At 61.0% G+C, this 22,028-nt stretch carries 22 protein-coding genes; 3 read left to right on the forward strand and 19 right to left on the reverse strand.

The genetic code is table 11. The annotated features are described in order from the left end of the window. Positions 1-996: a sugar phosphate nucleotidyltransferase gene (locus MJO47_RS02690; RefSeq protein WP_253959574.1), complete on the reverse strand. Its 996-nt coding sequence runs from the start codon at positions 994-996 to the stop codon at positions 1-3. 106 nt (positions 997-1,102) lie between these two features. On the opposite strand from MJO47_RS02690, the gene hslO reads away from it, so the two are divergent. Further along, positions 1,103-1,972: an Hsp33 family molecular chaperone HslO gene (hslO, locus tag MJO47_RS02695; RefSeq protein ID WP_253959575.1), complete on the forward strand. Its 870-nt coding sequence runs from the start codon at positions 1,103-1,105 to the stop codon at positions 1,970-1,972. A 6-nt stretch (positions 1,973-1,978) separates the two neighbouring features. Here the strand turns inward: hslO and rimO are convergent, their stop codons facing one another. From rimO to MJO47_RS02785, 18 genes are all read right to left on the reverse strand, one after another. Then, positions 1,979-3,331 carry a 30S ribosomal protein S12 methylthiotransferase RimO gene (gene rimO, locus MJO47_RS02700; protein WP_371926641.1) on the reverse strand — a complete coding sequence of 451 codons (1,353 nt, stop codon included), beginning with the start codon at positions 3,329-3,331 and terminating at the stop codon, positions 1,979-1,981. Between the two features lie 57 nt (positions 3,332-3,388). Further along, positions 3,389-3,874, reverse strand: a complete 486-nt coding sequence (locus MJO47_RS02705; protein WP_253959577.1) for a YajQ family cyclic di-GMP-binding protein — start codon at positions 3,872-3,874, stop codon at positions 3,389-3,391. A gap of 109 nt (positions 3,875-3,983) precedes the next feature. After that, the gene (locus MJO47_RS02710; protein ID WP_253959578.1) at positions 3,984-4,760 is read right to left on the reverse strand and encodes an outer membrane lipoprotein carrier protein LolA; all 777 of its coding nucleotides are present in this window, start codon (positions 4,758-4,760) and stop codon (positions 3,984-3,986) included. 19 nt (positions 4,761-4,779) lie between these two features. Next, positions 4,780-5,277, reverse strand: a complete 498-nt coding sequence (locus MJO47_RS02715; protein WP_253959579.1) for a chemotaxis protein CheD — start codon at positions 5,275-5,277, stop codon at positions 4,780-4,782. Continuing rightward, positions 5,274-5,897 carry a chemotaxis protein CheC gene (locus MJO47_RS02720; protein WP_253959580.1) on the reverse strand — a complete coding sequence of 208 codons (624 nt, stop codon included), beginning with the start codon at positions 5,895-5,897 and terminating at the stop codon, positions 5,274-5,276. The genes MJO47_RS02715 and MJO47_RS02720 overlap by 4 nt, the downstream gene beginning before the upstream one ends. Beyond that, entirely contained in the window at positions 5,894-7,804 is a 1,911-nt protein-coding gene (locus MJO47_RS02725) for a chemotaxis protein CheA (RefSeq protein ID WP_253959581.1), read from the reverse strand. Before MJO47_RS02725 ends, MJO47_RS02720 begins: the two co-directional genes overlap by 4 nt. 23 nt (positions 7,805-7,827) lie before the next feature. Continuing rightward, positions 7,828-8,202 carry a response regulator gene (locus tag MJO47_RS02730; protein ID WP_253959582.1) on the reverse strand — a complete coding sequence of 125 codons (375 nt, stop codon included), beginning with the start codon at positions 8,200-8,202 and terminating at the stop codon, positions 7,828-7,830. Further along, complete coding sequence (locus tag MJO47_RS02735) at positions 8,193-8,654, reverse strand: chemotaxis protein CheW (protein WP_253959583.1); 462 nt, start codon at positions 8,652-8,654, stop codon at positions 8,193-8,195. The genes MJO47_RS02730 and MJO47_RS02735 overlap by 10 nt, the downstream gene beginning before the upstream one ends. Next, complete coding sequence (locus tag MJO47_RS02740; RefSeq protein ID WP_253959584.1) at positions 8,651-9,922, reverse strand: methyl-accepting chemotaxis protein; 1,272 nt, start codon at positions 9,920-9,922, stop codon at positions 8,651-8,653. Before MJO47_RS02740 ends, MJO47_RS02735 begins: the two co-directional genes overlap by 4 nt. Before the next feature lie 34 nt (positions 9,923-9,956). Next, complete coding sequence (locus MJO47_RS02745; RefSeq protein ID WP_253959585.1) at positions 9,957-10,817, reverse strand: protein-glutamate O-methyltransferase CheR; 861 nt, start codon at positions 10,815-10,817, stop codon at positions 9,957-9,959. Between the two features lie 34 nt (positions 10,818-10,851). Further along, a complete protein-coding gene (gene thiL, locus MJO47_RS02750) occupies positions 10,852-11,835 on the reverse strand; it encodes a thiamine-phosphate kinase (RefSeq protein WP_253959586.1) in 984 nt (327 codons plus the stop codon). Further along, a complete protein-coding gene (lon, locus tag MJO47_RS02755) occupies positions 11,822-14,209 on the reverse strand; it encodes an endopeptidase La (RefSeq protein ID WP_253959587.1) in 2,388 nt (795 codons plus the stop codon). The genes thiL and lon overlap by 14 nt, the downstream gene beginning before the upstream one ends. Before the next feature lie 170 nt (positions 14,210-14,379). Then, positions 14,380-15,969 (reverse strand): phosphoenolpyruvate carboxykinase (ATP), encoded by a 1,590-nt coding sequence (gene pckA, locus MJO47_RS02760; RefSeq protein WP_253959588.1) that lies wholly within the window; start codon positions 15,967-15,969, stop codon positions 14,380-14,382. A gap of 295 nt (positions 15,970-16,264) precedes the next feature. Then, positions 16,265-16,681, reverse strand: a complete 417-nt coding sequence (locus MJO47_RS02765; RefSeq protein ID WP_253959589.1) for a cytochrome c — start codon at positions 16,679-16,681, stop codon at positions 16,265-16,267. A gap of 17 nt (positions 16,682-16,698) precedes the next feature. Beyond that, positions 16,699-17,175 carry a HyaD/HybD family hydrogenase maturation endopeptidase gene (locus MJO47_RS02770; protein ID WP_253959590.1) on the reverse strand — a complete coding sequence of 159 codons (477 nt, stop codon included), beginning with the start codon at positions 17,173-17,175 and terminating at the stop codon, positions 16,699-16,701. Between the two features lies 1 nt (position 17,176). Further along, on the reverse strand, positions 17,177-17,830 hold the full coding sequence (cybH, locus tag MJO47_RS02775) for a Ni/Fe-hydrogenase, b-type cytochrome subunit (RefSeq protein ID WP_253959591.1): 654 nt from the start codon (positions 17,828-17,830) through the stop codon (positions 17,177-17,179). 15 nt (positions 17,831-17,845) lie between these two features. Continuing rightward, on the reverse strand, positions 17,846-19,558 hold the full coding sequence (locus tag MJO47_RS02780) for a nickel-dependent hydrogenase large subunit (RefSeq protein WP_253959592.1): 1,713 nt from the start codon (positions 19,556-19,558) through the stop codon (positions 17,846-17,848). Between the two features lie 3 nt (positions 19,559-19,561). Beyond that, positions 19,562-20,689, reverse strand: a complete 1,128-nt coding sequence (locus MJO47_RS02785) for a hydrogenase small subunit (protein ID WP_253959593.1) — start codon at positions 20,687-20,689, stop codon at positions 19,562-19,564. Positions 20,690-20,996: 307 nt separating this feature from the next. Between MJO47_RS02785 and MJO47_RS02790 the strand changes: the two genes are divergently transcribed. Together MJO47_RS02790 and MJO47_RS02795 are read left to right on the forward strand one after the other, a co-directional pair. Then, complete coding sequence (locus tag MJO47_RS02790; RefSeq protein WP_253959594.1) at positions 20,997-21,515, forward strand: BCAM0308 family protein; 519 nt, start codon at positions 20,997-20,999, stop codon at positions 21,513-21,515. 93 nt (positions 21,516-21,608) lie between these two features. Next, the gene (locus MJO47_RS02795) at positions 21,609-22,025 is read left to right on the forward strand and encodes an archease (protein ID WP_253959595.1); all 417 of its coding nucleotides are present in this window, start codon (positions 21,609-21,611) and stop codon (positions 22,023-22,025) included. The last annotated feature ends 3 nt before the right edge of the window (positions 22,026-22,028 follow it).

Below are 22,028 nucleotides of genomic sequence, written 5' to 3' on the forward strand. Positions count from 1 at the left end.
TCAGCCCTCCATCTCGATCAGGGAGTGGTCGCCGATATTCATGCGGCGGGGCTTGCTCACCAGGGCGACGGCGTCGCCGAGGATCGAATCGCGCAGCACCATGCCGCGCACCTGGGAATCGGTGTTGATGATGGAATCGCGGATGACGCTCTCTTCGATGAGGCAGCCGGCCGCCACCGACACGTTGGGACCGATGACGCTGTTGCGTATCACCGCCCCCCGGCCGATATGCACCGGCTCAATGAGCACGGTGTTGTCCGCCTGACCGTGGCAGTGATGGCGCCCCTTGAGGAGGTAGCGGTTGGTCTTCAGCAGGGTTTCGGGCTTGCCGCAGTCGAGCCAGGCGTCGATTTCGGGGGCCCGGAATTTCAGGCCGTCGCCGATCATGTTCATGAAGACGGCGGGCAGATAATACTCCCCCTTGACCGTCTGGCCGGCCTCAATGGTCTTCTGCAGGTAGCCCATGAAGCGGGCGCCGTCCTTGAGATAATAGAGGCCAACCTGGGCCAGACGGGAGATGGGGGTGTCGGGCTTCTCCACCATGTCGACGATATAATCGCCCCGCAGCACGTTGACGCCGAAGCGCTGGTAGTCCTCGACCTCCTTGGAATAGATGAGGCCGTCGCAGTCACCGCACAGCGCCTGCAGGCGCGTCAGATCGGTGACGAAAATGGTGTCGTTGAACACCACCAGCACATCGTCGCCGGGGCGAATGCGCGGCGACGCCAGGGCGACGGCATGGGCCGGGCCGAGACGCTCTTTCTGCACGATATAGCTGCAGGACAGGTCCGGGAAAGTTTCGGTCATGAAGCGCTCGATCTGGGCGCCGTTTTCGTCGGTGATGAAGATGTACTCCTCGGCCTGCAGGGGCGCCAGCCGACTGACGATGTGTTCGAGCACCGTCTTGCCGGCAACATGGACGAGGGACTTGGCTTTGGTATGGGTATGGGGCCGCAGGCGTGTGCCCTTGCCGGCCACCGGCAGAACAATCTTCATGGTGCCTCCTGGGAAGGGATTGTCATCTTCACTAAGCTTGCGTAAGATGCATTCTTTTCAACGATAGTCCAGCCGCGCCAAGGCGCCGCCGTGGAAAGGATAAACGATGAAAGACCATCTGGTACGTATCGTCAGCCGGGACGGCTCCTTGCGGGCCGCCGCGGCTACCACCACCGCCCTGGCCGAAGCCATCTGTTCGCGGCAGGGAACCGACGCCACCGCCGCCGTCGCCCTCGGCCGCCTGGTCACGGGGACGGCGCTGCTCGGCAGCCTGCTCAAGGGCGATCAGCGCCTGGCCCTGATGATCGAGGGCAACGGCCCGCTGCAGAAGCTGCAGGCCGAGACCGATGCCGACGGCCATGTGCGAGGCTCCATCCGGATCCCCGTCGCCGACCTGCCCCTGCAGGAGGGCCGCTTCGACGTAGCAGGCGCCATCGGCCGCGCCGGTTTTCTCCACGTGGTCAAGGACCTGGGGCTCAAGGAGCCCTACCGCGGCATGGTCCAGCTCTATACCAGCGAGGTGGCTGAAGACCTCGCCTACTATCTGACCACCTCCGAACAGGTGCCCTCGTCGGTAGGGCTCGGCGTTTACATCGAAGCCGACGGCACCATCTCCAGCGCTGGCGGTTTTCTGGTGCAATCCCTGCCAAACGCCCGTGAGGAGACCCTGGTCCAGCTCGAAAAACGCCTTACCGACCTGCCGCCGCTGACCACCCTTCTCCGTCAGGGGTTGGCTCCCGTGCAAATCCTGGAGACCCTCTTTGCGGGCATCCCCTTTGACATCCTGGCGCAGACCGATCTGGAATTCCGCTGCCATTGTCGTCGGGACCAGGTCCGTCAGATGCTGCTTTCCCTGGGCCGGGAGGAGTTGCGGGAACTCAGCGAACGCGAGGAGCCGACCACGGTAACCTGTGAGTTCTGCAAGGAGGTCTACACCTTCAGCCGGGAGGAACTGCAGAAACTGCTTGAGACCTGAGAAGGGTCACTCCTCCTCGACGATCTCGCCGATCAGGTCATATTCTGAGGAGTCGGTGATGCGCAGGGAGACGATGTCGCCGACCTCGGCATAGCCGGCCGTGATATACACCTGCCCGTCGATATCAGGGGCTTGCCGAATGGAACGACCGCGCAGGAGCAGCTCCGTTTCCTCGCTGTAGCCCTCCACCAGCACCGGCTCGACGCGCCCCTTCAGGGCGCGGTTCTTGCGGAAGGAGACCCGGCTCTGGGCCTTCATCAACTTGTTGTAGCGGGCGTTTTTGGTCCGCTCGGGCACCTGCTCCTCCATGGCGGCCGCCGCCGTCCCTTCTTCCCGCGAATAGCGGAAGACCCCCACCCGTTCAAAATGTCCTTCGTTGACGAAATCGAGCAGGCGCTGGAACTCCTCCTCCGTCTCGCCGGGAAAACCGACGATAAACGAGGTGCGCAAGGTCAGGTCGGGAATGCACTGACGCATACGGTCGACCAGGCGGCGGATGCCGGCGGAGTCGATGCGGCGGTTCATCAGCCCCAGGATACGGTCGTCGAAATGCTGCAGGGGAATATCGAGGTAGTTGCAGATCTTCTCTTCGGCCGCGATAAGATCGATGAGTTCATCGCTCACGCCGTCAGGATAGGCATAGAGCAGCCGCAGCCAGGGCAGCTCCTCGATCTTGACCAGTTCGCGCAGCAGATCCTCCAGGCGGGCGCCGTCGTCGCGGTCGGTGCCGTAGGCGGTAATATCCTGGGCAATGAGATTGATCTCCTTAACCCCTGACGCCACCAGACGGCGCACTTCGCTCACCACCGAGTCGATGCTGCGGGAACGCAGGGTGCCGCGCAGCTGAGGAATGACGCAGTAGGAGCAATAATTGGCGCAGCCCTCGGCGATTTTGACATAGGTTGAATAAAAGGGGGAAGAGGTCACCCGGGGGGTCAGGTGGTCGTAGAGAAAATCCGGGGCGCTGACGGCGTACAAAGGCTCCTTGGCCGCCGAGCGTGCTTCGATCAGCTCGACGATGCGGGCCGCATCGGCCGTCCCCATGAAAAGGTCGACCTCCGGCAGTTCGGCCGCCAGTTCCTCCTGGTAGCGCTGCGGCAGGCAGCCGCTTACCACCAGCAATCGGCAGCGTCCCTCCTTTTTGTAGTCGGCCACTTCCAGAATCGTCTCGATGGACTCTTCCTTGGCGTCGTGGATGAAGGCGCAGGTATTGACGATGATGATGTCCGCCTGCGACTCGTCGGTGACGATCTCGAAGCGGTCGGCGGGAAGATGACCGAGCATGACCTCGGCGTCGACCAGATTTTTCGGGCAACCCAGGCTGACCAGACTGACTTTCTCTTTTTTCAAGGCCTTTATCCCGTCTCCATGTGATAGCTGTGCCGTTTTATTTGCTGCCCTGAAAAGACCCGAGCCCTAAGAGCGCATGTTGATGAACTGCAGTTCGACGTCGAGATCCTGCCCTTTGAGCAGTTGAATGACTTCCTGCAGATCGTCGATCTTCTTGCCGGCCACCCGGACCTGGTCTTCCATGATCTGCGGCTGCACTTTGAGTTTGCTGTCCTTGATGAGTTTGATGATCTCCTTGCCCTTTTCCTTGGAGATCCCCTGCACGATGGCGACCCGCTGCCGGACAGCACCGGCGGAGGCCGGCTCCTTCTTGCCGAAGTCGAGGCATTTGGGCGACACCTGGCGTCGCACCAGCTTGCCCTTGAGGATGTCAACGATGGCCTGCAGCTTGTAGTCGTCGGCGGCCAGAATGACGATGGCGTCCTTTTCCAGCGTCACCTCGTTGGTCGATCCCTTGAAGTCGAAACGCTGACTGATCTCCTTCACCGTCTGATTGACGGCGTTATCCACTTCCTGCATATCCACCTTGGATACGATGTCAAAACTCGGCATGTGACCCTCCCTGTGGCATGAGAATAAACGTCGACAAGAACGTCATTGAAACAGGTACTTATAGCATGTACCCGGATGAATTAAAAGTCTCTTTAGGTGGGTCTCGCCCCTAGAAGGACGGTCCGAACTGGTCGGGCGTCACCACTTCGACACCCTCGGGCACCTGAAAGGTAAACCGGCTGTCCGCCAGCTTCGGATTGATGCGCACCCCGGTAAAGGTCAGGTGGGTCCGGTTGCCGTTCGTGTCGATGATCTCTACCGTCCGCAGGGGAAAGACCGGCTCGCTACCCTGGCTCAGCATCGCTTCTTTTGCCACGGCCAGGCGCAGGGTCTGTATCATGGCCGAAGATTTTTTGGGCGCCAGCGCCAACAGGTAGTTGCCGTTCTGGTCCTGGCGCGGACTGGCCCAGGACAGGGTAAAATTTTCCGACAGGTTGCCGAGCCCGGTGATGAAGACCAGGGGATTTTCCTGGGCCTGACCGGCGCCGACCTCTGCGAGGGAGCTCTGGAGCACCTGCTGGTTCTCCGGCAGGTAAACCCAGACCGTCTCGCCATCGGAGACGATCTCCTGACGGGAGGGATTGGTATAGATCCAGCGGAACCTGACCTTGGCCGGCGTCTCTTTTTTCGGCGGGACAAATTTCACCTGCATGAGACCGCTGCCCTCCTGGCTCTGTTCGAGGGAGGCAATCACCGACTGCTGTGCAAAGGCGGCCTCGAAAGAAGCAATGGCCTGCCGCCCGCTGGAGTCGGGGCGAAAAGGAGCCTCCACGGCCTCAACCACGTGCGCCAGTTCCGGCTCCTGGGCGGGCGCCTCCCCGGCGACCAGCAGCAGAACGAGAGAACTAAAAATCGTCAAAAAAATCTTCAGGCGGTGCCATGCCATCGTATCAACCTCCGTATGGTCAAATCAGGTAATCGGACTGGGGTCCGCACACCGTTCTCACCCGAACCTGGCCCGTTGCCAGATCAAATTCCAGGGTGCGCCCGAAATCCCCGCCGACATCCTCACCCTGCAGGGGAATGCGCAAGGACTCCAGGGTCTGCCGGGCCTGGCGCACGTTGCGCGCCCCCACCCTGTCTTCGGCCGACCCCGGCAGCGAGGCAAACATGTGAGCGCCGCCGGCAATTCTGGCCCACATCCGTTGCCGGTCGGCCCCCAGGGCGGTCATCTCCGCCACCATGCCGAGGATGGCTCCGTCGACAAACTTGCCTGTTCTTTCCTCGGCCATCCCCGCCGGCGGGGCCGGCAACAGGGAATGAGCCAGGCCGCCGACCTTGACCGCCGGGTCGTAAAGCACAATCCCCAGACAGGAGCCGAGACCGGGGGCGATCAACCGCAACGGCGCCCTGGCCACGCGGCAGGCGGCGATGCCCACCTTTTCCCGGACCGGCGCCGTCATGCCTCCTCCAGCCTGCGCTCGAGGGCCGCCAGCAAAGAGGGGGCGGGGAGCAGAAAAAGATGCCCGACCATGGCTGCGGTCGCCTGCGGAGCGCCGACGAATTCGGTTTCCACCATCAAAACCGTATCGCCGCCCAGGCTCTGGGCGATGAGGATATCATCCACAATGGCCCCCAGCATATCGGCCGCCAGTGAGGGTGGGGAGGGTCGCAGCGCTATCCCCAGCAGGTCGCCAAGAACGCCAAGATAAACCGAGGCCAGAATGTTGGCAAGTTCCTGCAGCGCCGAAGAATCGAGCTCATCCAGATTCCGTTTCGGGCCCTGATGGGGACGCCCCAACAGACGGCTCAGCAACTCGCGGGCGCTCCCTTGCGAAAGAAGCAGCAAAAGATCGCCGCTGGCGTCGCCGACGATCTGCAGCGTCATGCCGACGACAGGCGTCTCGGCGCCGCCAAGCAGTTCGGGCACCTGGGCGATATCGACTTCAGCGACACGGGGCACCCGCAGTTCGACCCGTTCGGAGAGAAGCTGCGAAAGGGCCGTAGCCCCCTGCCCCATACCGATATGGCTGATTTCTCGCAGGGCGTCGAGCTGCAGGGCGGTGAGGCCTTGGCCCTTCATCGGGAATCCCCAGATGACTGGGCCTTAGGCGATTTATAGCGCTCCTCCAGCATGGCGGCAGGATCGATGATAAAGACCACCCGGCCGTCACCCAGCACGGTGGCGCCACTGACGCCGACCAGATGGTCAAGGGGAAAGCTGAGGCTCTGGACAAAAACCTGGCGGTGGCCAGCCAGCTTGTCGACCACCAGACCGACCCGCCGCCCGCGGATTTCCGTCAACACGACCGGAATGGATCCCGAAAAAGGGCGGGCCGGCAATCCGAGCATCTTGCGCAGGGACAGCAGCGGAACCTCTTCCTCGACCGGCTCTTCTCCCTCAAAGTCCTCGACCAGGCGAATGACTTTCTGGCGGCCGGATGAGAGGATATCCTCGGGCATGACCTCGAGGGGGCGCTGCACCCGGGTGACCGGAATGCCCATGAGCTGATCCTGGCAACGGACCAGAAGGATATGAATGATGGCTACCGACAGCGGCAGTTTGAGCAGAAAGCGCGTCCCCTGCCCGCGGGTACTGAAAATTTCCAGGGTGCCGCCGAGGTTTTCCACCGCCGACTTGACCACGTCCATACCGACCCCTCGTCCCGAGGTCTCCGTGACCGTCGAGGCCGTGGAAAAGCCGGGATAGCAGATGAGCTGCAAGGCGTCGGCATCGCGCAGGCCCCTAGCTTGCACAGGGGAAAGGAGGCCCTTTTCCACCGCGCGGCGCCGCAGCGCTTCGGGATCCATGCCGCGCCCATTGTCGGCAATCTCCACCAGGGCCAGGTCTTTGTCGCGCCAGGCCGCCACCCTGACTTCTCCGGCTGTTTCGATCCCGTGATCCACCGCATTGCGCACCATGTGCACGAGGGGGTCAGCCATCGCCTCCAGGATGGCCCGGTCCAGCTCGATATTTTCGCCGGCCAACTGCAGGGAGACGTTTTTCCCCGTGCTGCGGGCCAGGTCTCGGACCAGGCGGGGCAGCCGCCCCGTGATGCTCTCCAGCGGCATCATGCGCACCTGCAGCACATCGTGGTAAAGCTCGGAAATCAGCCGGTTGAGCTCATCCAGCCCGTCCCTGAGGCCGTCCCAGTTTTCGGTCTGGGAGGCGGCAAAAAGCTGATACCTGTTGGTTATGAGTTCCCCCGTCAACTGGATGAACCGATCGAGCAGATCGGTACGTACCCGGACGGAGCGGGCGGTCTCGGGCTTCTGTCTTTCCCGGGCCGATACCGATGGCGATGGTTCGGCAGGGGCGGGGGTCTTGGATTGCGACCCAGCCTCCGCCTGCCTTATGGCAACGCGGCTGACATCCCGGTTGCGCAGCAGGGCCGCACGCAGATCTTCCGCCGCCAATTCTGTATCCAGCAGCACATGCAGACGCCGCAGCGCCCCCCCCTGACGCAGGGTGGAGGCCGTCGGTTTACTGGCCAGCACGCTGCCGACGCTGGCCAGTTCTTTCAGCAGCACCATCGCCCGGATGGACGGCATTTCCGCATCCTGGGCCAATTCGATCGCAATCTGCATCCCCTGCAGGGGCACGGAGGGCCCACCGCCAGGGCTGGCGGGCGCCTGGGGGGAGGCCAGAAAATCGGCCACCGGCCGCTCCGGCCGGGAAGCCCTCAGATCCTCCAGCAACTTCTCCAGCCGGTCCAACCCGGCCATCAGGCGATCGACGGCTTCGACCGGCACCCGGCCACTCTGCCGGAAACCGGCCAGGTAGTCTTCCAGGTGGTGAGCCAGCTTGGCCGTCTGCTCGTAACCCATGGAAGCGGCCATCCCTTTGATGGAATGTGCCTCGCGGAAGAGGGCGTCGATCCCCGCCCGGTTGGCGGGATCCGCCTCCAGGGCGACAATCAGCTGCCCCATTTTCTCGAGATGCTCGGCCGCTTCGCTCAGAAACATCTCTTTGTATTTCGACATATCCATGTCAGTACCCGAAAAAGACCCGGTTAGCCGATTGAGGCGGCAGTCAGCCGGTTCGCGACCTCAAGCACCCGCTCGGCCTTGAACGGCTTGACGATAAAGTCCCTGGCCCCCGCCTCGACGGCTTCGGCCATCAGGGCCTCCTGCCCGAGGGCGCTGCACATGACGACCTGGGCCTGCGGGTGAAAGCTGAGGATATCCTTGAGCGCCTCGATGCCGCTGCGCTGGGGCATGACGATATCCATGGTCACCAGGTCGGGACGGAGCGTGCGGTACCGCTCCACCGCCTCTTCGCCGTTGGCGGCTTCGCCGACCACCTCATGCCCTGCCCCTGTGAATATCCCCCGCAGCATGTTGCGCATGAACAGAGCGTCGTCGACAATGAGGATTCTCAGCCCCATAATGCCCTCCTGTCTGGCGTCCTGGAATCACCCAGACCGCTTACCAGCTTTTCCACGTTCAGCAGGCACAGCTCCCTGTCTTCATGCTCCACCCGGCAACGAATATAGCCTTCTTCTTCCACCCCCGCGATGGCTTCGGGAATGGTGTCGGCTTCGAGCAGAACGAGCCCTTCTATGCTCTCTACCGTAAAACCCAGTACACACAAATCCGGATGGAGCACGACAACCCGCTTATCGCGCCGGGCACTGCCAGAGTCGATCAGGGCCGGCAGGTCCAGCACGGGGACGACCTTGCCGTGGAAATTGATGGCGCCGACATAAGGGAAGCCGGCCCGAGGGATAAAATAGAATTCGGGGGCCTTGACCACTTCCTGGATTTGGGCCACCTCCACTCCGAACAACCGGCCGCCGAGTGAAAAGGTGAGTATCTGTTCGAAATTCCCTTCGCTCATTCCCGTTCCGCCCCGATGTGAAATTGATCGACGGCCCGCATCAGGGAATCGGCCAGGGCCGAGAGTTCCTGAGCCGCATGGGACATTTCCTCCATGGCGGCGGACTGCTCCTGGGTCACGGCGGACACTTCCTCAGTGGAGGCGGCGTTATCCGTCACGACCCGGGAAATCTCGTCGATGGTCCGCACGATGCTGCTGGCCCCTTCCGCCTGCTTCACCGCCAGTTCAGCAATACTCGTGGCCTTGGTCTTGGTCTGAAGCGCCGTCTCGATAATCTCTTCGAAGGCGCTGCCCGTCACGTCCACGGCTTCATGGCCAGCGGCCATTTCACGGATAGTCTCCTTCATGGCCCCCTGCACCTTTTCGCTTTCGGCCTGAATTCCTTCGACCAGCGAGGTGATCTCTCCGGCCGAGCGTGCCGTCGAGTCGGCCAGCTTGCTGATTTCCTGGGCCACCACCGCAAAACCACGTCCCGACTCGCCCGCCCGCGCCGCTTCGATCGAAGCGTTCAGGGCCAAAAGGTTGGTCTTTTCGGCAATGCCCGTGATCACCTCGACAATCTTTTCGATCTTCTGCAGCCGCAAGCCGAATGAGAAGAGCTGATCCCCACCCTTTTCCACATCGCCCAGCACCTTCTTCATCCTCTCCATGGTCGAGCGGGCCGTTTGGCCGCCTTTTTGAGCCGTGGTTGCCGTTTCGGTAGCGGAGGAAGCGACCTTCTGAGCCGAAGCGGCGACCAGGTCGATGGACAGGGCTACCTCGCGGATCAGGCTTGAGGCCTTTTCCACCATCTCGGCCTGAGTCTCGGCGCCGCCGCTGATCTGCTCCACGGCGTTAGCGACCTCATGGGCCGAGGCCGTCATCTCCTCGGAGGTCGCCGTCAGTCCCTGGGCCGCATCGTTGACCTGCAGGGAGGTCGCCCGAATCTGGGTCACCAGTTGACGCAGGCTTTCGCCCACCCGGTTCAGCGAAGCCGCCAGATCGGCTGTCTCATCTTCCAGAAAGCTCGGCGGCACTTTGACGGCCCGTGAAAAATCGCCCTGGCTGAAACGTTCAGCCCCCGCATTGAGCAGGCGAATATTGGTACTGAAGGCCTTGGAAAAAAACCAGCCGATCACCAGACCGACCAGAAGCGCGCAGACGGTGGTAAAAAGCTGCTGCCACTGAGGGTCAACCCCCAGGTAGGGGACGATATAGGGGACAGCCACCGTTGAGGCAATGACGATGATGAACCCGATGACGAACTTGTAGGTGATCTCTACCCGCATCGATGCGCTCCTTTGCAAAGACTGACACTGTTCTTCATATCAAAGAGGCCTTGCGCCTGTAAATACGCTCGCTTAAACTTTCCGGTTCGAAACGGTCGCGACTCTTTCCCAGCAGAGTCTCGGACCTCCCCAGGACCAGCACCCCACCAGGGGGCAGGCTGTCGGCAAAACGCAGGAGAATTTTCTCCTGCTCCTCACGGGAAAAGTAAATCAGGACGTTCCGGCACATGATCAGATCGACCTTGGGATAGGCGGAATCGGCCAGGATGTTGTGATGGCGGAAGGAAACCAACTGCCGAAAGGACTCACGCAGACGATACTGCCCTTTCGACGGCTCGAAGCATTGCTCACGCAGAACCGCGGGCACCTCCGCCAGCCGCGAGGTGTCGAAGATCCCCTGACGCGCCCGCTCAAGGACCGCCTCGCTGACATCCGTACCGAGGATCCGCACCCTCATCCCTTCCTTGAGGAGTCCAGCCAGCAGAATCGCCAGCGAATAGGGCTCCTCGCCGCCGGCACAACCCACGCTCCACAGGCGCAGCTCCGGGCGCCCCTGCGCAGCAGGTGATGCCAGCAGATCGGGCAGGACCTTCTTCTCCAGCAGGACAAAGGTGCTGGGATTGCGAAAAAATTGCGACACATGAATGCTCAGGGCCGCCAGGAGAATATCTGCCTCTTCCGGCTGCCGGCGAAGCAGGTCGAGATACGCCGCGGCGTTATCAAACCCCAAGGCCCGCACTCGAGTGGCGATGCGCCGCTTGATGCAGCGGTCCTTGTACATCTCCAGGTTGAAACCTCGGGTTTCCCGCAAAAAGTCCGTCAGCTCGGCAAATTCCCGCTCTGGGAACTCACTGCCGACAAAAGGGGTTTTGCGCTTGGAGAGACCGTTTTCCACGGATATCCTTGCTTCGTCCCTCGGGCTGAAACCCTCAGGAAAAATGATTATAGCCTTTTGGGCTGCCGGTCGCCATCTGGCCGGAGCCGTTTCGAATACGGAGACCATCAGCCGCTGGGTCGATGTGTCCTATACGGGTCAGATCCAGATTGAACTGGCGCGAAAGTTCGCGCAGACGATCCTCCCGGTTGACCGGTACCGTAAAAAGCAGTTCGTAATCCTCGCCGCCGGCCAAGGCCAGGTCCAGCGAGGCCTGTCCCAGGGAGAGCGCCGCCTGAAAATCGGCGGAAAGGGGCAGTGCTGCCGCCTCGATGGTGGCGCCGGTTCCGGAAGCATCCAGTATGTGGCCGAGATCGGCCAGCAAGCCGTCGGACAGGTCGATCATGGCCGAAGGGATACCGGCAACCGCCAAGGCCCTGCCCAGTTCGGCCCGGGCCCGAGGGTCATGATGACGCGCGGCCAGATGGGAGGAAAGGGGTTGGCCCTGTTGCAGAAGCTGCAGAGCGAGGGCGCTGTCGCCCAGGGTGCCGGAAACGTAGACGGCATCGCCGGAGCAGGCCCCGTTACGACGGAGCATCTGCTCCGTCGGCACCTTCCCCTGCACCGTCACCGAAACGATCAATGGGCCAGGGGAGCGACAGGTATCGCCGCCGATGAGTCGCACCCCGTAGTCGCTAGCTGCCGCCAGAAAACCATCGATAAAGGCGTCGAGATCTTCCACCCTCAGGGTCGGCGCTACCGCCAGCCCCAGAAAAAGATACTCGGGATTGCCCCCCATCGCCGCCACATCGCTGACATTGACGGAGACACTCTTGCGCCCCAGACGGTAGAGGTCCGTCCAGTCCAGGCGGAAATGCACGCCTTCGATGAGCAGATCCTTGCTGGTGAGCAGAAGCTGACCAGCACGCACCTCGACGGCCGCGCAGTCATCGCCGATAGCCAGGTGCACCCCCGCCCCGCCGGCTCGCTGCCGGATCCGTTCGATGAAGCCGAACTCCCCGATCTCAGACAGTTTCATGACATCTTTCCAAAGCCACCTTCAGCACATCGTCCATGGTCTCGGCCAGGACAAAGTCTACCTTTTTACGCAGGTGGGGGGGGATGTCCACCAAATCCTTTTCATTGCGCCGGGGAATGATCACCGTCTTAATGCCGGCCCGCACAGCCGCCAGGGCCTTTTCCTTCAGACCGCCGATGGGCAGAACATGGCCGCGCAACGTCAACTCACCGGTCATGGCCACATCCTGCCGCACAGGAATTTCTGCCAGGGTCGAGATGATGGCCGTAGCCATGGTGATGCCGGCGCTGGGGCCATCCTTGGGAATGGCGCCAGCCGGCACGTGGACGTGGATATCCTTCTTGTCCAGAAAATCCTCCGCGATACCGAGAGCAGCGGCGCGGGTACGGGTGAAGGACAGGGCCGCCTGGGCGCTCTCCTTCATGACCTCGCCGAGTTGACCGGTCAGGGACAGCTGCCCCTTCCCCTTCATGATACTGGCCTCGACACTGAGGATCTCCCCCCCGACCTGGGTCCAGGCCAGGCCCGTGGCCACGCCGATCTCGCTCTCCCCTCGCTTCTCCTCCGGCAGAAACTTGGCCGGGCCTAGAAAACGGCTGACGGTGCCAGCGGTGACCTTCACCGACTTCTTGCGCCCCCCTTCGGCGAAACGGCGGGCGATCTTGCGGCAGATACTGCCCAGTTCCCGCTCGAGGTTGCGCAGCCCCGCCTCGGCCGTGTACTCGGCTATAACCTTCTGCAATGCCTGCCGGGTGAAGTCAGCGTCGCCCTGGCGCAGGCCATTGGCCTCAAGCTGACGGGGCACCAGGTACTTCTCGGCGATGAACAGTTTCTCCTCCAAGTCGTAGCCGGCCAGGCGGATGACCTCCATGCGATCTTTGAGGGCCGAAGGGATAGGATCCATCACATTGGCCGTGGCAATGAACATGACGTTGGAAAGGTCGAAGGGCAGGTTGATGTAGTGATCGGAAAAAGCGTGGTTCTGTTCAGGATCGAGCAGTTCCAGCAGCGCCGAGGAAGGGTCTCCCCGGAAGTCGGCCCCCAGCTTGTCCAACTCGTCGAGCATGAAAACCGGATTGTTGGTACCGGCCTGCTTGATCCCCTGTATGATGCGCCCGGGCAAGGCGCCGACGTAGGTGCGCCGATGACCACGGATTTCCGCCTCGTCGCGCACGCCCCCCAGGGAGATGCGCACGAACTGGCGACCCAGGGCCCGGGCGATGGACTTGCCCAGGCTGGTCTTGCCGACGCCGGGCGGGCCGACGAAGCAAAGCACGGGTCCTTTCAGGTTCCGGTTGAGTTTGCGTACGGCCAAAAACTCCAGAATCCGGTCCTTGACCTTTTCCAGATCGTAATGGTCTTCGTCCAGAATCTTTCGAGCCCGCTTCAAATCGAGCTTGTCGCGGGTGCCATGGCTCCAGGGCAAATCGGCGAGCCACTCCAGGTAAGTCAGCAGCATGGAGTACTCGGCAGCTTCGGGATGCATGGTCTCCAGGCGGCGCAGCTGTTTTTCCGCTTCGCCCATGGAATCAATCGGCAGACCGGCCTCGGCCAGGCGAGCGCGAAGCTCAGCCACATCCTCCGAGCGCTGATCGTTCTCGCCGAGCTCGGCCTGAATAGCGCGCATCTGTTCCCGTAAATAATATTCCCGCTGCGACTTGCTGACCTCCTCCTTGACCTGGCTCTGGATGCGTTCCTGCATGGTGAGCAGTTCCACTTCCCTGTCGAGGAGGGATTTGACCTTTTCCAGCCGCTGAAGCGGATCAAGTATCTCCAGGGTCTGCTGGGTATCGGCGACCTTCAGCCCGAGATTGCTGACCACGAGATCGGCGAGGTTGCCGGGGTCATCCACATTTTCCAGCACCACCGGGATCTCGGGTGGCAGACTCTTGCCCAGGGTCATGGCTCTGGTCAGAGAGTCGCGCACCGCGCGCATCAGCGCTTCGATTTCCAGAATCACCTTGACCGCCGGTTCAGGCGTCCTTTCCACCTGAGCCAGCAGGAAGGGCTCATCCTGCAGGACATCCCGAGTCCGGGCCCGGGAAACCCCCTGTACGAGGACCTTGACACGCCCATCCGGCAGCTTGAGCATGCGCATGATCATGGCCACCGTACCCACGCTGTAAATGTCTTCGGCCGCCGGGTCCTCGGCCTCGTCATCCTTCTGCGTCGCCAGGAAAATCAGGCGGTCACGGGCGAGGGCGGCGTCCACCGCCGCAATGGACTTGGGACGACCGACAAAAAGGGGAACAACCATGTGGGGAAAAACCACCACATCGCGCACCGGCAACAGGGGCAGATCTTCAGAGGTGATTTTATCCTTCTTGTTTTCTTTTTTTACCAACAGGACCTCCGCGGCCTTACGCCGTTTCATCAGGCTTTTCAACAGGAAACGCCCTGATGCGTCAAGATACAAAATCCACCGGGCAAAGTCCAGAAACTAACCGCCGGGGATACCCCGCCGAGAAAAAGGAGAAGGCTGAAAAAGACGAAGGGCGACCCCTTGAGGTCGCCCTTCGTCACATCCGTTGCTTTCAACCAGGCCTAGAGCTGCGGGCCGGCCTTGGTGAAATCGAAGTCGTCGCCATCCTTGACATACTTCTTGAAGTTTTCGATGAACATGCCGGCCAGCTTGTTGGCGGTAGCATCGAAGGCCTCTTTGTCGGCCCAGGCGTTGCGGGGGTTGAGCAGGGTACTATCCACACCCGGCAGGGCCTTGGGAATGTGAAGACGGAACCAGCGGGTCTGGTCGAACTCGGCCGTTTCGATGCTGCCGTCGAGTATGGCGTTAATGCAGGCGCGGGTGGCCTTGATGCTCATGCGCTGGCCGACTCCATAACCACCGCCAGCCCAACCGGTGTTGACCAGGTAGGCCTTGACGTCGTGCTTTTCCATCTTCTCGCCCAGGAGTTTGGCGTAAGCCGTCGGGTGCAGAGGCAGGAAGGCTTCGCCGAAGCAGGCCGAGAAGGTCGCCGAAGGCTCGGTGACGCCGCGCTCGGTACCTGCCACCTTGGCGGTATAACCGGAGAGGAAATAATACATGGCCTGCTCTTTAGTCAGCTTGGAAACAGGCGGCAGCACGCCAAAGGCATCGCAGGTCAGGAAAATGATGTTCTTCGGATGGGCGGCCTTGAGGCTTGCCTCGTGGTTTTCGATATGCTCGATGGGGTAGGAGACACGGGTGTTCTCCGTCTTGGCGCGGCTGTCGAAATCAATGACACCGTCGTCGTCGGCCACTACGTTTTCGAGCAGGGCATTGCGCTGGATCGCGTTGTAGATTTCGGGTTCGCTCTCCTGCGACAGGTTGATGACCTTGGCGTAGCAGCCGCCCTCGAAGTTGAAGATGCCGTCGTCGTCCCAGCCGTGCTCGTCGTCGCCGATGAGCTTGCGGGCCGCGTCCGTGGACAGGGTGGTCTTGCCGGTGCCGGAGAGTCCGAAGAAGAGGGCGACATCGCCTTTTTTGCCAACGTTGGCCGAGCAGTGCATGGAGAGAATCCCCTGCAGCGGCAGCCAGTAGTTCATCATGGTAAAGATGCCCTTCTTCATCTCGCCGCCGTACCAGGTGCCGCCGATAATCGCGACGTTCTTCTCGATGTTGAAGACGATGAAGACCTCGGAGTTGAGGCCGTGGCGCTCCCAGTCTTTGTTTACCAGATTGCTGGCATTGTAGACGGTGAAGTTGGGGGCAAAGTTCTGCAGGTCCTCCTCGCCGGGGCGGATGAACATGTTCCGGACGAAGTGGGACTGCCAGGCGAATTCGGTGACGAAGCGCACAGATTTGCGCGTCTTCTCGTTGGAGCCGCAGAAACCGTCGGTGACGTAAAGATCCTTGCCGGAGAGGTAGTCAAGGACTTCGGCATAGAGCTCGTCGAAAACTTCGGGGGCCATGGCCACATTAACCTTGCCCCAGGCGATGTTTTCGAAGGACGGCTTCTGGTGAACGAAATATTTGTCCTTGGGAGAACGCCCGGTGAACTTGCCCGTATCCACCATCATGGTGCCGTTGGAGGAGACCCGGCCCTCCTTGTTGGCGACTTCAGCCTCAAAAAGCTGGTCGTAACCCAGGTTATGATAGACCTTGCCAATCTGCTTCAGCCCCAGATCCTGTGCGGTAATTGCCACCGACTTTTCCATGGTTCTGTTCTCCCATTACCTTGGTTCAAAAGGTTTGAAAAGAAAAATCCTACGATTTCAGACAGACGGCACCCGGCAGTTTAGTCAAAGGTCGGCTGGAAAGGGCACCGCGCTTTCCCATATTTCTTCGAATTTCCCACAAAAGAGACAACGTTATACCCTTAAAAACCCGGTTCTTTTATCAAATTTAGCTCAAATAAAAAAGAAAAAATTGCCTTTTACCGTAAATAAAAAAGCAGATCCCTGGTGACAGCGACCCGCCTCCCTTCCCCAATCTATGACTGCTCCCATATTTTCAGTCTGACGAAACTTCCGAACGAACCCGCAGGTAGGCGACGATGGACCAGGTCTCCTCTTCGCTGAAATGGGCGCCGTAGGCCGGCATCACCGAACCACGGGAAAGATAAGGTTCGACCGTCTTCCCTTTGCGGATCCGCCAGAACAGATAGGCCGGATCGGCCTGACGGTAAAGAGGAGAAGTGAAGTTGGGGGCCGGGGGATAGAAAAAATCGGCACGTTGACTGCGCCCTTCCGACGGTCTGCCGTGGCACTCCGCGCAAAGCTGCCGAAAAATGCGTCGACCTTCCTCCTGGTTTTCAGCCCGCTGCAGATAACCGTCGGGCGGGGTCACCTTGGGGTAGGATGGGCCTCGGTCACTGCAGGCCACTACCAGCAGAAGAGAGAACAAAGAAACAGCGACGCGGCTAAACATGCACATCCTTTCCACTTTCAGGCGGCGGCCAGAGAGACTCCCCAGGTAGCCAGCTCGTCGGCTACGGCATCCACCACCTGCTCCAGGGCCCGGCCGACCGCGGGACTCAGCTCGAGCCCCGGCTCGATTGCGGCGACCTGCACCCCCCAGACCACGACCTCGGGCGGCAGATGTCCCTGCAGTTCCGCCACGGCGAGCAGATCCTGCAATCCCATCTGATGCACGGACAGTTTGCCGGCAAAGGCACGCGGCACCTCCTCGCCGGTCAGGCGCACGATCGTTCCGGCCGCCGTCTGCATGTCAAGGGCATCCACAATCAGCAGGCGTTCCACCCCTTCGAGCTGGGGGAGCAGGTCGAGACCCAGAGTCCCGCCATCGACCAACCGAACCTCCTGCGGAAAGACATAGCGCTCCTGCAGCCGCCGCACCACATGCACGCCCAGGGCATCGTCCCCCATCAGCAGGTTGCCCAGGCCCATCACCAGAATACCCACCTCAAAGCTCTCCCCGGTCAATGTACTTGTAGCCGCCGAAGATGCTGCTCATGGTGCCGTTCATTTCCTTCATGTCCATGAGCCAGGCACTGTAGATATGATTGATGACGAAACCGGCCAGCAGCCACATCACCAGATGATGAACGAGGCGCAGAGACTGATTGTCGATCAGCAGCCAGACCCACCCGAACAGGGAATCGTAGAGACCGCCGGGCGCATACTGTCCGTAGAGCGCGAAGCCGCTGATAATCTGCACAACAAAAAGGACGAAAACGCCGGCGTAGGCCAGAGTGGCCAGGGCATTGTGGCCAATTTCGTAGGGGATGCGCGAACCGGTGAAGGTGTAGTAGCGGAAAAATTCGAGGCCGTTCTTCTGCCCCTTGCGGGTGACCAGGGGCAGAAACATGCGCCAGGACGACCATTCGTTGCCCAGGAAAAACCAGATCATGCGGGCCAGCACGGAGAAGGCAAAGAGATAGGCGAAGACAAAATGGATAAAACGCATCCAACCCATGATATAGGCGGATGTCGTGTGGGCACCGACAAACGGATGACCGATGTAGATGCCGGTGACGGATAGAACCACCACGGACACCGCGTTGATCCAGTGCGTCAACCGAACCGGCAACTCCCAAACATAAAGGATGCGGATCATGAGCGGGCCTCCTTGTCAGAGAACTTTCACCTTGACGATCTCGCTGCCGCTCCCGTCGAGCAGGTGCACCGCGCAGGCCAGGCAGGGATCGAAGGAGTGAATGGTGCGCAGGATTTCCAGCGGCTGCTCCGGGTTGGCGATAGGCGTGCCGACCAGGGCCGCCTCGTAGGGTCCCATCTGCCCGAGCGGATCGCGCGGTCCGGCGTTCCAGGTGGAAGGCACCACGGCCTGGAAGTTGGCGATGGCGCCGTTTTCGATACGGATCCAGTGCCCCAGGGCGCCGCGGGGCGCCTCATGGTAACCGAAGCCCGCCGCCTCTTTCGGCCAGGTCGAGGGGTCCCATTTCTCGCCGCTGTGCACCTCGAGGATACCCCGCCCCATGTTGTCGGCGAGCTGGTCGAGCCAGGTCTCGTTCTTCTGGGCCAGCAGCAGGGTCTCGATCCCGCGGGCGGCGGTGCGGCCCAGGGTCGAAAAGAGCGCCTCCGGCCCCACATTCAGCTTGCCGAGGACAAAATCGACCACCTGCTTCACCTCGGGATGTCCCTTGGCGTAGGCGATGACCATACGCGCCAGCGGGCCGACCTCCATGGGCTGATCGAGATAGCGGGGGGCCTTGACCCAGGAATATTTGGCCTCGGTGTCGAGAAAATCGTAGGGCGGTTTGGGCCCCGTGTACTTGTGCGCGGTTTCCCCGTCGTAGGGGTGCAGCCCCTTGTCGTCACCAGCCTGGTAACTGTACCAGCTATGGGTGACGTATTCGGCGATCTTGGCCTGGTCCATCTCCAGCACATTGGCCAGGTCTTTGCCCAGCACGACGCCGCGCGGGAACCAGTTGGCCTCGACGCTGCCGCTGTTGTCCAGGGGGAAATCGCCGTAGGTGAGAAAGTTGCCCACGCCGCCGCCAATGCCGGCCCAATCCTTGTAAAAAGAGGCGACGGCCAGCAGATCGGGGATGTAGACCTGTTCGACGAAAGTCCGGGCCTTGCGCAGCAGCTTGCGGATGAAGGCGATCTTGTCGGCGTTGAGAGCGTTCTGGCTGTCGGGATCGACGGGGATGGACATGCCTCCCACCAGGAAAGTCTGCGGATGGGGGTTTTTCGAGCCGAGAATGGCGTGGATCTTGATGATGTCCTTCTGCCATTCCAGCGCTTCCAGATAGTGGGCCACCGCCATGAGGTTGGCTTCAGGCGGCAGCCGGTAGGCGCTGTGGCCCCAGTAGGCATTGGCGAAGGGCCCCAGGCGGCCGGTGCCGACGAAAGCGGCGATGCGCTCCTGGATCGCTTTGAAGTAGGCCGTTCCCGATACCGGCCAATCGGAGAGGGATTGGGCCAGCTTGGCGGTCGCGGCCGGGTCGGCCTTCAGGGCGCCGGTAATATCGACCCAGTCGAGGGCATGCAGGTGATAAAAATGGATCACGTGATCCTGGATGTTCTGGATACCCATGATCAGGTTGCGGATGAGGCGAGCGTTATCGGGGATCTGAATCCCCAGGGCATCTTCCACGCAGCGGATGCTGGCCATGGAATGCACCGTGGTGCAGACGCCGCAAAAGCGCTGGGTAAAATGGTGTGCGTCCCGCGGGTCCCGCCCCTTGAGGATGGTCTCGATGCCGCGAAAGGCCGTGGAGGAGCTCCAGGCATTGGCGATACGGCCATCCTCCAGTTGGGCCTCGATGCGCAGGTGCCCTTCGATGCGGGTGATCGGATCGACGACGATCTTCTTGGCCATGGCCTACTCCTCCTTGTCCTTTTGCACGAGGTTGTCCGATTTGAAGGCATGCCCCTTGCGGAACGCGCTGGCCACGCCATGGGCGGCAAAGGCCGCCGCCGTCCCTACCGCCAGGCCGACGCCGATCTGATCGGCGGTCACTTCGACCCCGAAACCCGGCACCTGCGGCAAACGACGGTAGAAGGGGGTCATGGTATCCCAGAAACCGGGCTCGGCACAGCCGATGCACCCGTGACCGGCCATGACCGGCCAGCTGGTGCCTTCGTTGTAGCGAATCGTCGGGCAGTTATGAAACGTCTCGGGTCCCTTGCACCCGAGCTTGTAGAGACAGAATCCCTTCCGATGCCCCTCGTCGCCGAAGGCCTCGGCGTACTGGCCGGCATCGAAATGGCTGCGGCGCTCGCAGTTGTCGTGAATGCGTTTGCCATAGGCAAAGAGGGGGCGGCCGAGGCGGTCGGTGGCCGGCAGGCGGTTGAAGGTGAGGAAATGGACGATGGTGGCGGTGAGGTTGTCGACATTCAGGGGGCAGCCTGGCAGGTTGAGGACCGTGGCGCCGGGGACGGCCTCCTGCACCGAGATGGCGCCGGTGGGGTTGGGGGCAGCGGCCGGCAGTCCGCCAAAGGTGGCGCAGTTGCCCACGGCGATGGTGGCGGCGGCATTACCGCACACCTTGCGAGCAATATTCAGGGCACTGTCGCCGGCGATGGTACAGTAGACGCCGCCATCTCCGGCGGGGATGGAGCCTTCGACCACGGCGATATACTGGCCTTTGTATTTATCCATGGCCTGGTGCTTGGCTTCCTCCGCCTGCTGGCCCGCGGCCGCCATGATCGTTTCATGGTATTCCACGGAGAGCAGATCGAGCAGGATCTCCGCTACGGTTGGCTGATTGGCTCGCAGCAGGGCCTCCGTATCCCCCGTGCAGCCTTGGAACTCCACCCAGATCACCGGCACCCGCAGATCTTCCAGGGCCTCGGCCACCCGGGGAACAAAAGACAGCGGCAACGCCAGCGTAGCCGTCATCCCCGTGCAGAATTTGATAAAATCACGACGGCTGACGCCGCGCGTCTCCCATTTCTGCAGGATCTTTTCAGGCAGCACAACGGCTTCAGCGGGAAAGTCTTCTTTCATCAGCCCAGCCTCCTCGATTCAAGGTAAAAAAAGCAGCGTTCGCATCACCCCAAGCCTCAAACAACAGCCAGCACCTTTTAATCCTAACCCTTCCATTATAGCGGCCTGACCTTCATGTCAAGCTTTCACCGAACACATTGTCTCCCCTTTTCGAGATTTCCATTAAGCCGTTGATCTTAAATGGTTATTTTTCCCATTTAGGGGCACCTCGCCGGACAGGTTGGCAACTGCGCCCATCTATACAAGATAGCCTTTGCTGTTATACTGATTTCAGCTTTCACAAACGTGGCAGAAAGGGGGAGCGAACATGCAAAAAGATGTAGGAAAATTCGGCATCAGTGATAAACGCGGCAGGGTCAAAACCAGTTCGGATCCTTATATCCCCGAAGAGGGGCGCAAGGAACCATCGCTCTGCAATGGCTGTAAGGCCGTGTATAAAAACAAGCGGTGGACCTTTGATCCCGACTTCTACGAAACAGCCAGCAAGGACTCCGGCTCGCACTGGGTCACCTGCCCGGCCTGTCAGAAAATCGAGCAGAAGTACGCGGAAGGCGTCGTGACCCTGCGTGGAGGGTACCTCTGGGAGCATGAAGAGGAAATCCGCAACATTCTCAAGAATGAAGAAACCAGGGCCATGGCCAAAAATCCCCTGGAGCGTATCATCCAGATCAGCCGACAGGACGACGCCCTGGTTGTGGAGACCACCGAAGAGAAGCTGGCGGAACATCTGGGAAGAGCCCTGCACAAAGCCCACCAGGGTGAAATCAACGTTTCTTGGACGGAAGACCACGCCAGATGCCGCGTCACCTGGGAGCGCGAAGCATAAAGGCGTGATCAACAGAACCGCGCGAAGGAACCGCGTCCTCTTCTCCCCGATCCTTCTTTGCCCTTCGCGGCCAGCTGATGGTCAAGGATGAGCATGTCTTCTTACCGTCTCTTGGAACATACGGCCGACATGGGCATCGAGGCGACCGCCGCGACCCTGGAGGACCTCTACGCGCAGGCCGCCAAAGGGCTCATTGCTATTATTTTCGGCAATACCAGCGGTCCGGCGCTGAGGGACCGCTTCATCGAACTGGACGGCAGCGATCTCGCCGACCTGCTGGTTCGCTGGCTCAATGAGATTCTCTACTTGGTCGAGATGGAGCATTTCCTTCCCTGCCAATTCACCCTCGACCCCATCCAGAACCATCACCTGCGGGGCAAGGTACGGGGCTTTCACTTTGATGAGGAGCGTGTGCAGGCGGAAAGGGAGGTCAAGGCCGTCACCTATCACCAGCTCGAGGTTCGCCGCCAGGCTGCGGGCTGGCTGGCTCGGGTCTACGTCGACCTGTGAGAG

This window comes from Desulfuromonas sp. KJ2020 (assembly GCF_024197615.1).
Taxonomy (GTDB): Bacteria; Desulfobacterota; Desulfuromonadia; order Desulfuromonadales; family SZUA-540; genus SZUA-540.

Bases quoted from the DNA above. Each gene is read 5' to 3' on its own strand.
- MJO47_RS02690 (WP_253959574.1), bottom strand. From the start codon at position 996: ATGAAGATTGTTCTGCCGGTGGCCGGCAAGGGCACACGCCTGCGGCCC.
- hslO (WP_253959575.1), top strand. From the start codon at position 1,103: ATGAAAGACCATCTGGTACGTATCGTCAGCCGGGACGGCTCCTTGCGG.
- MJO47_RS02705 (WP_253959577.1), bottom strand. From the start codon at position 3,874: ATGCCGAGTTTTGACATCGTATCCAAGGTGGATATGCAGGAAGTGGAT.
- MJO47_RS02710 (WP_253959578.1), bottom strand. From the start codon at position 4,760: ATGGCATGGCACCGCCTGAAGATTTTTTTGACGATTTTTAGTTCTCTC.
- MJO47_RS02715 (WP_253959579.1), bottom strand. From the start codon at position 5,277: ATGACGGCGCCGGTCCGGGAAAAGGTGGGCATCGCCGCCTGCCGCGTG.
- MJO47_RS02720 (WP_253959580.1), bottom strand. From the start codon at position 5,897: ATGAAGGGCCAAGGCCTCACCGCCCTGCAGCTCGACGCCCTGCGAGAA.
- MJO47_RS02725 (WP_253959581.1), bottom strand. From the start codon at position 7,804: ATGGATATGTCGAAATACAAAGAGATGTTTCTGAGCGAAGCGGCCGAG.
- MJO47_RS02730 (WP_253959582.1), bottom strand. From the start codon at position 8,202: ATGGGGCTGAGAATCCTCATTGTCGACGACGCTCTGTTCATGCGCAAC.
- MJO47_RS02735 (WP_253959583.1), bottom strand. From the start codon at position 8,654: ATGAGCGAAGGGAATTTCGAACAGATACTCACCTTTTCACTCGGCGGC.
- MJO47_RS02740 (WP_253959584.1), bottom strand. From the start codon at position 9,922: ATGCGGGTAGAGATCACCTACAAGTTCGTCATCGGGTTCATCATCGTC.
- thiL (WP_253959586.1), bottom strand. From the start codon at position 11,835: ATGAAACTGTCTGAGATCGGGGAGTTCGGCTTCATCGAACGGATCCGG.
- lon (WP_253959587.1), bottom strand. From the start codon at position 14,209: ATGAAACGGCGTAAGGCCGCGGAGGTCCTGTTGGTAAAAAAAGAAAAC.
- pckA (WP_253959588.1), bottom strand. From the start codon at position 15,969: ATGGAAAAGTCGGTGGCAATTACCGCACAGGATCTGGGGCTGAAGCAG.
- MJO47_RS02765 (WP_253959589.1), bottom strand. From the start codon at position 16,681: ATGTTTAGCCGCGTCGCTGTTTCTTTGTTCTCTCTTCTGCTGGTAGTG.
- cybH (WP_253959591.1), bottom strand. From the start codon at position 17,830: ATGATCCGCATCCTTTATGTTTGGGAGTTGCCGGTTCGGTTGACGCAC.
- MJO47_RS02780 (WP_253959592.1), bottom strand. From the start codon at position 19,558: ATGGCCAAGAAGATCGTCGTCGATCCGATCACCCGCATCGAAGGGCAC.
- MJO47_RS02785 (WP_253959593.1), bottom strand. From the start codon at position 20,689: ATGAAAGAAGACTTTCCCGCTGAAGCCGTTGTGCTGCCTGAAAAGATC.
- MJO47_RS02790 (WP_253959594.1), top strand. From the start codon at position 20,997: ATGCAAAAAGATGTAGGAAAATTCGGCATCAGTGATAAACGCGGCAGG.
- MJO47_RS02795 (WP_253959595.1), top strand. From the start codon at position 21,609: ATGTCTTCTTACCGTCTCTTGGAACATACGGCCGACATGGGCATCGAG.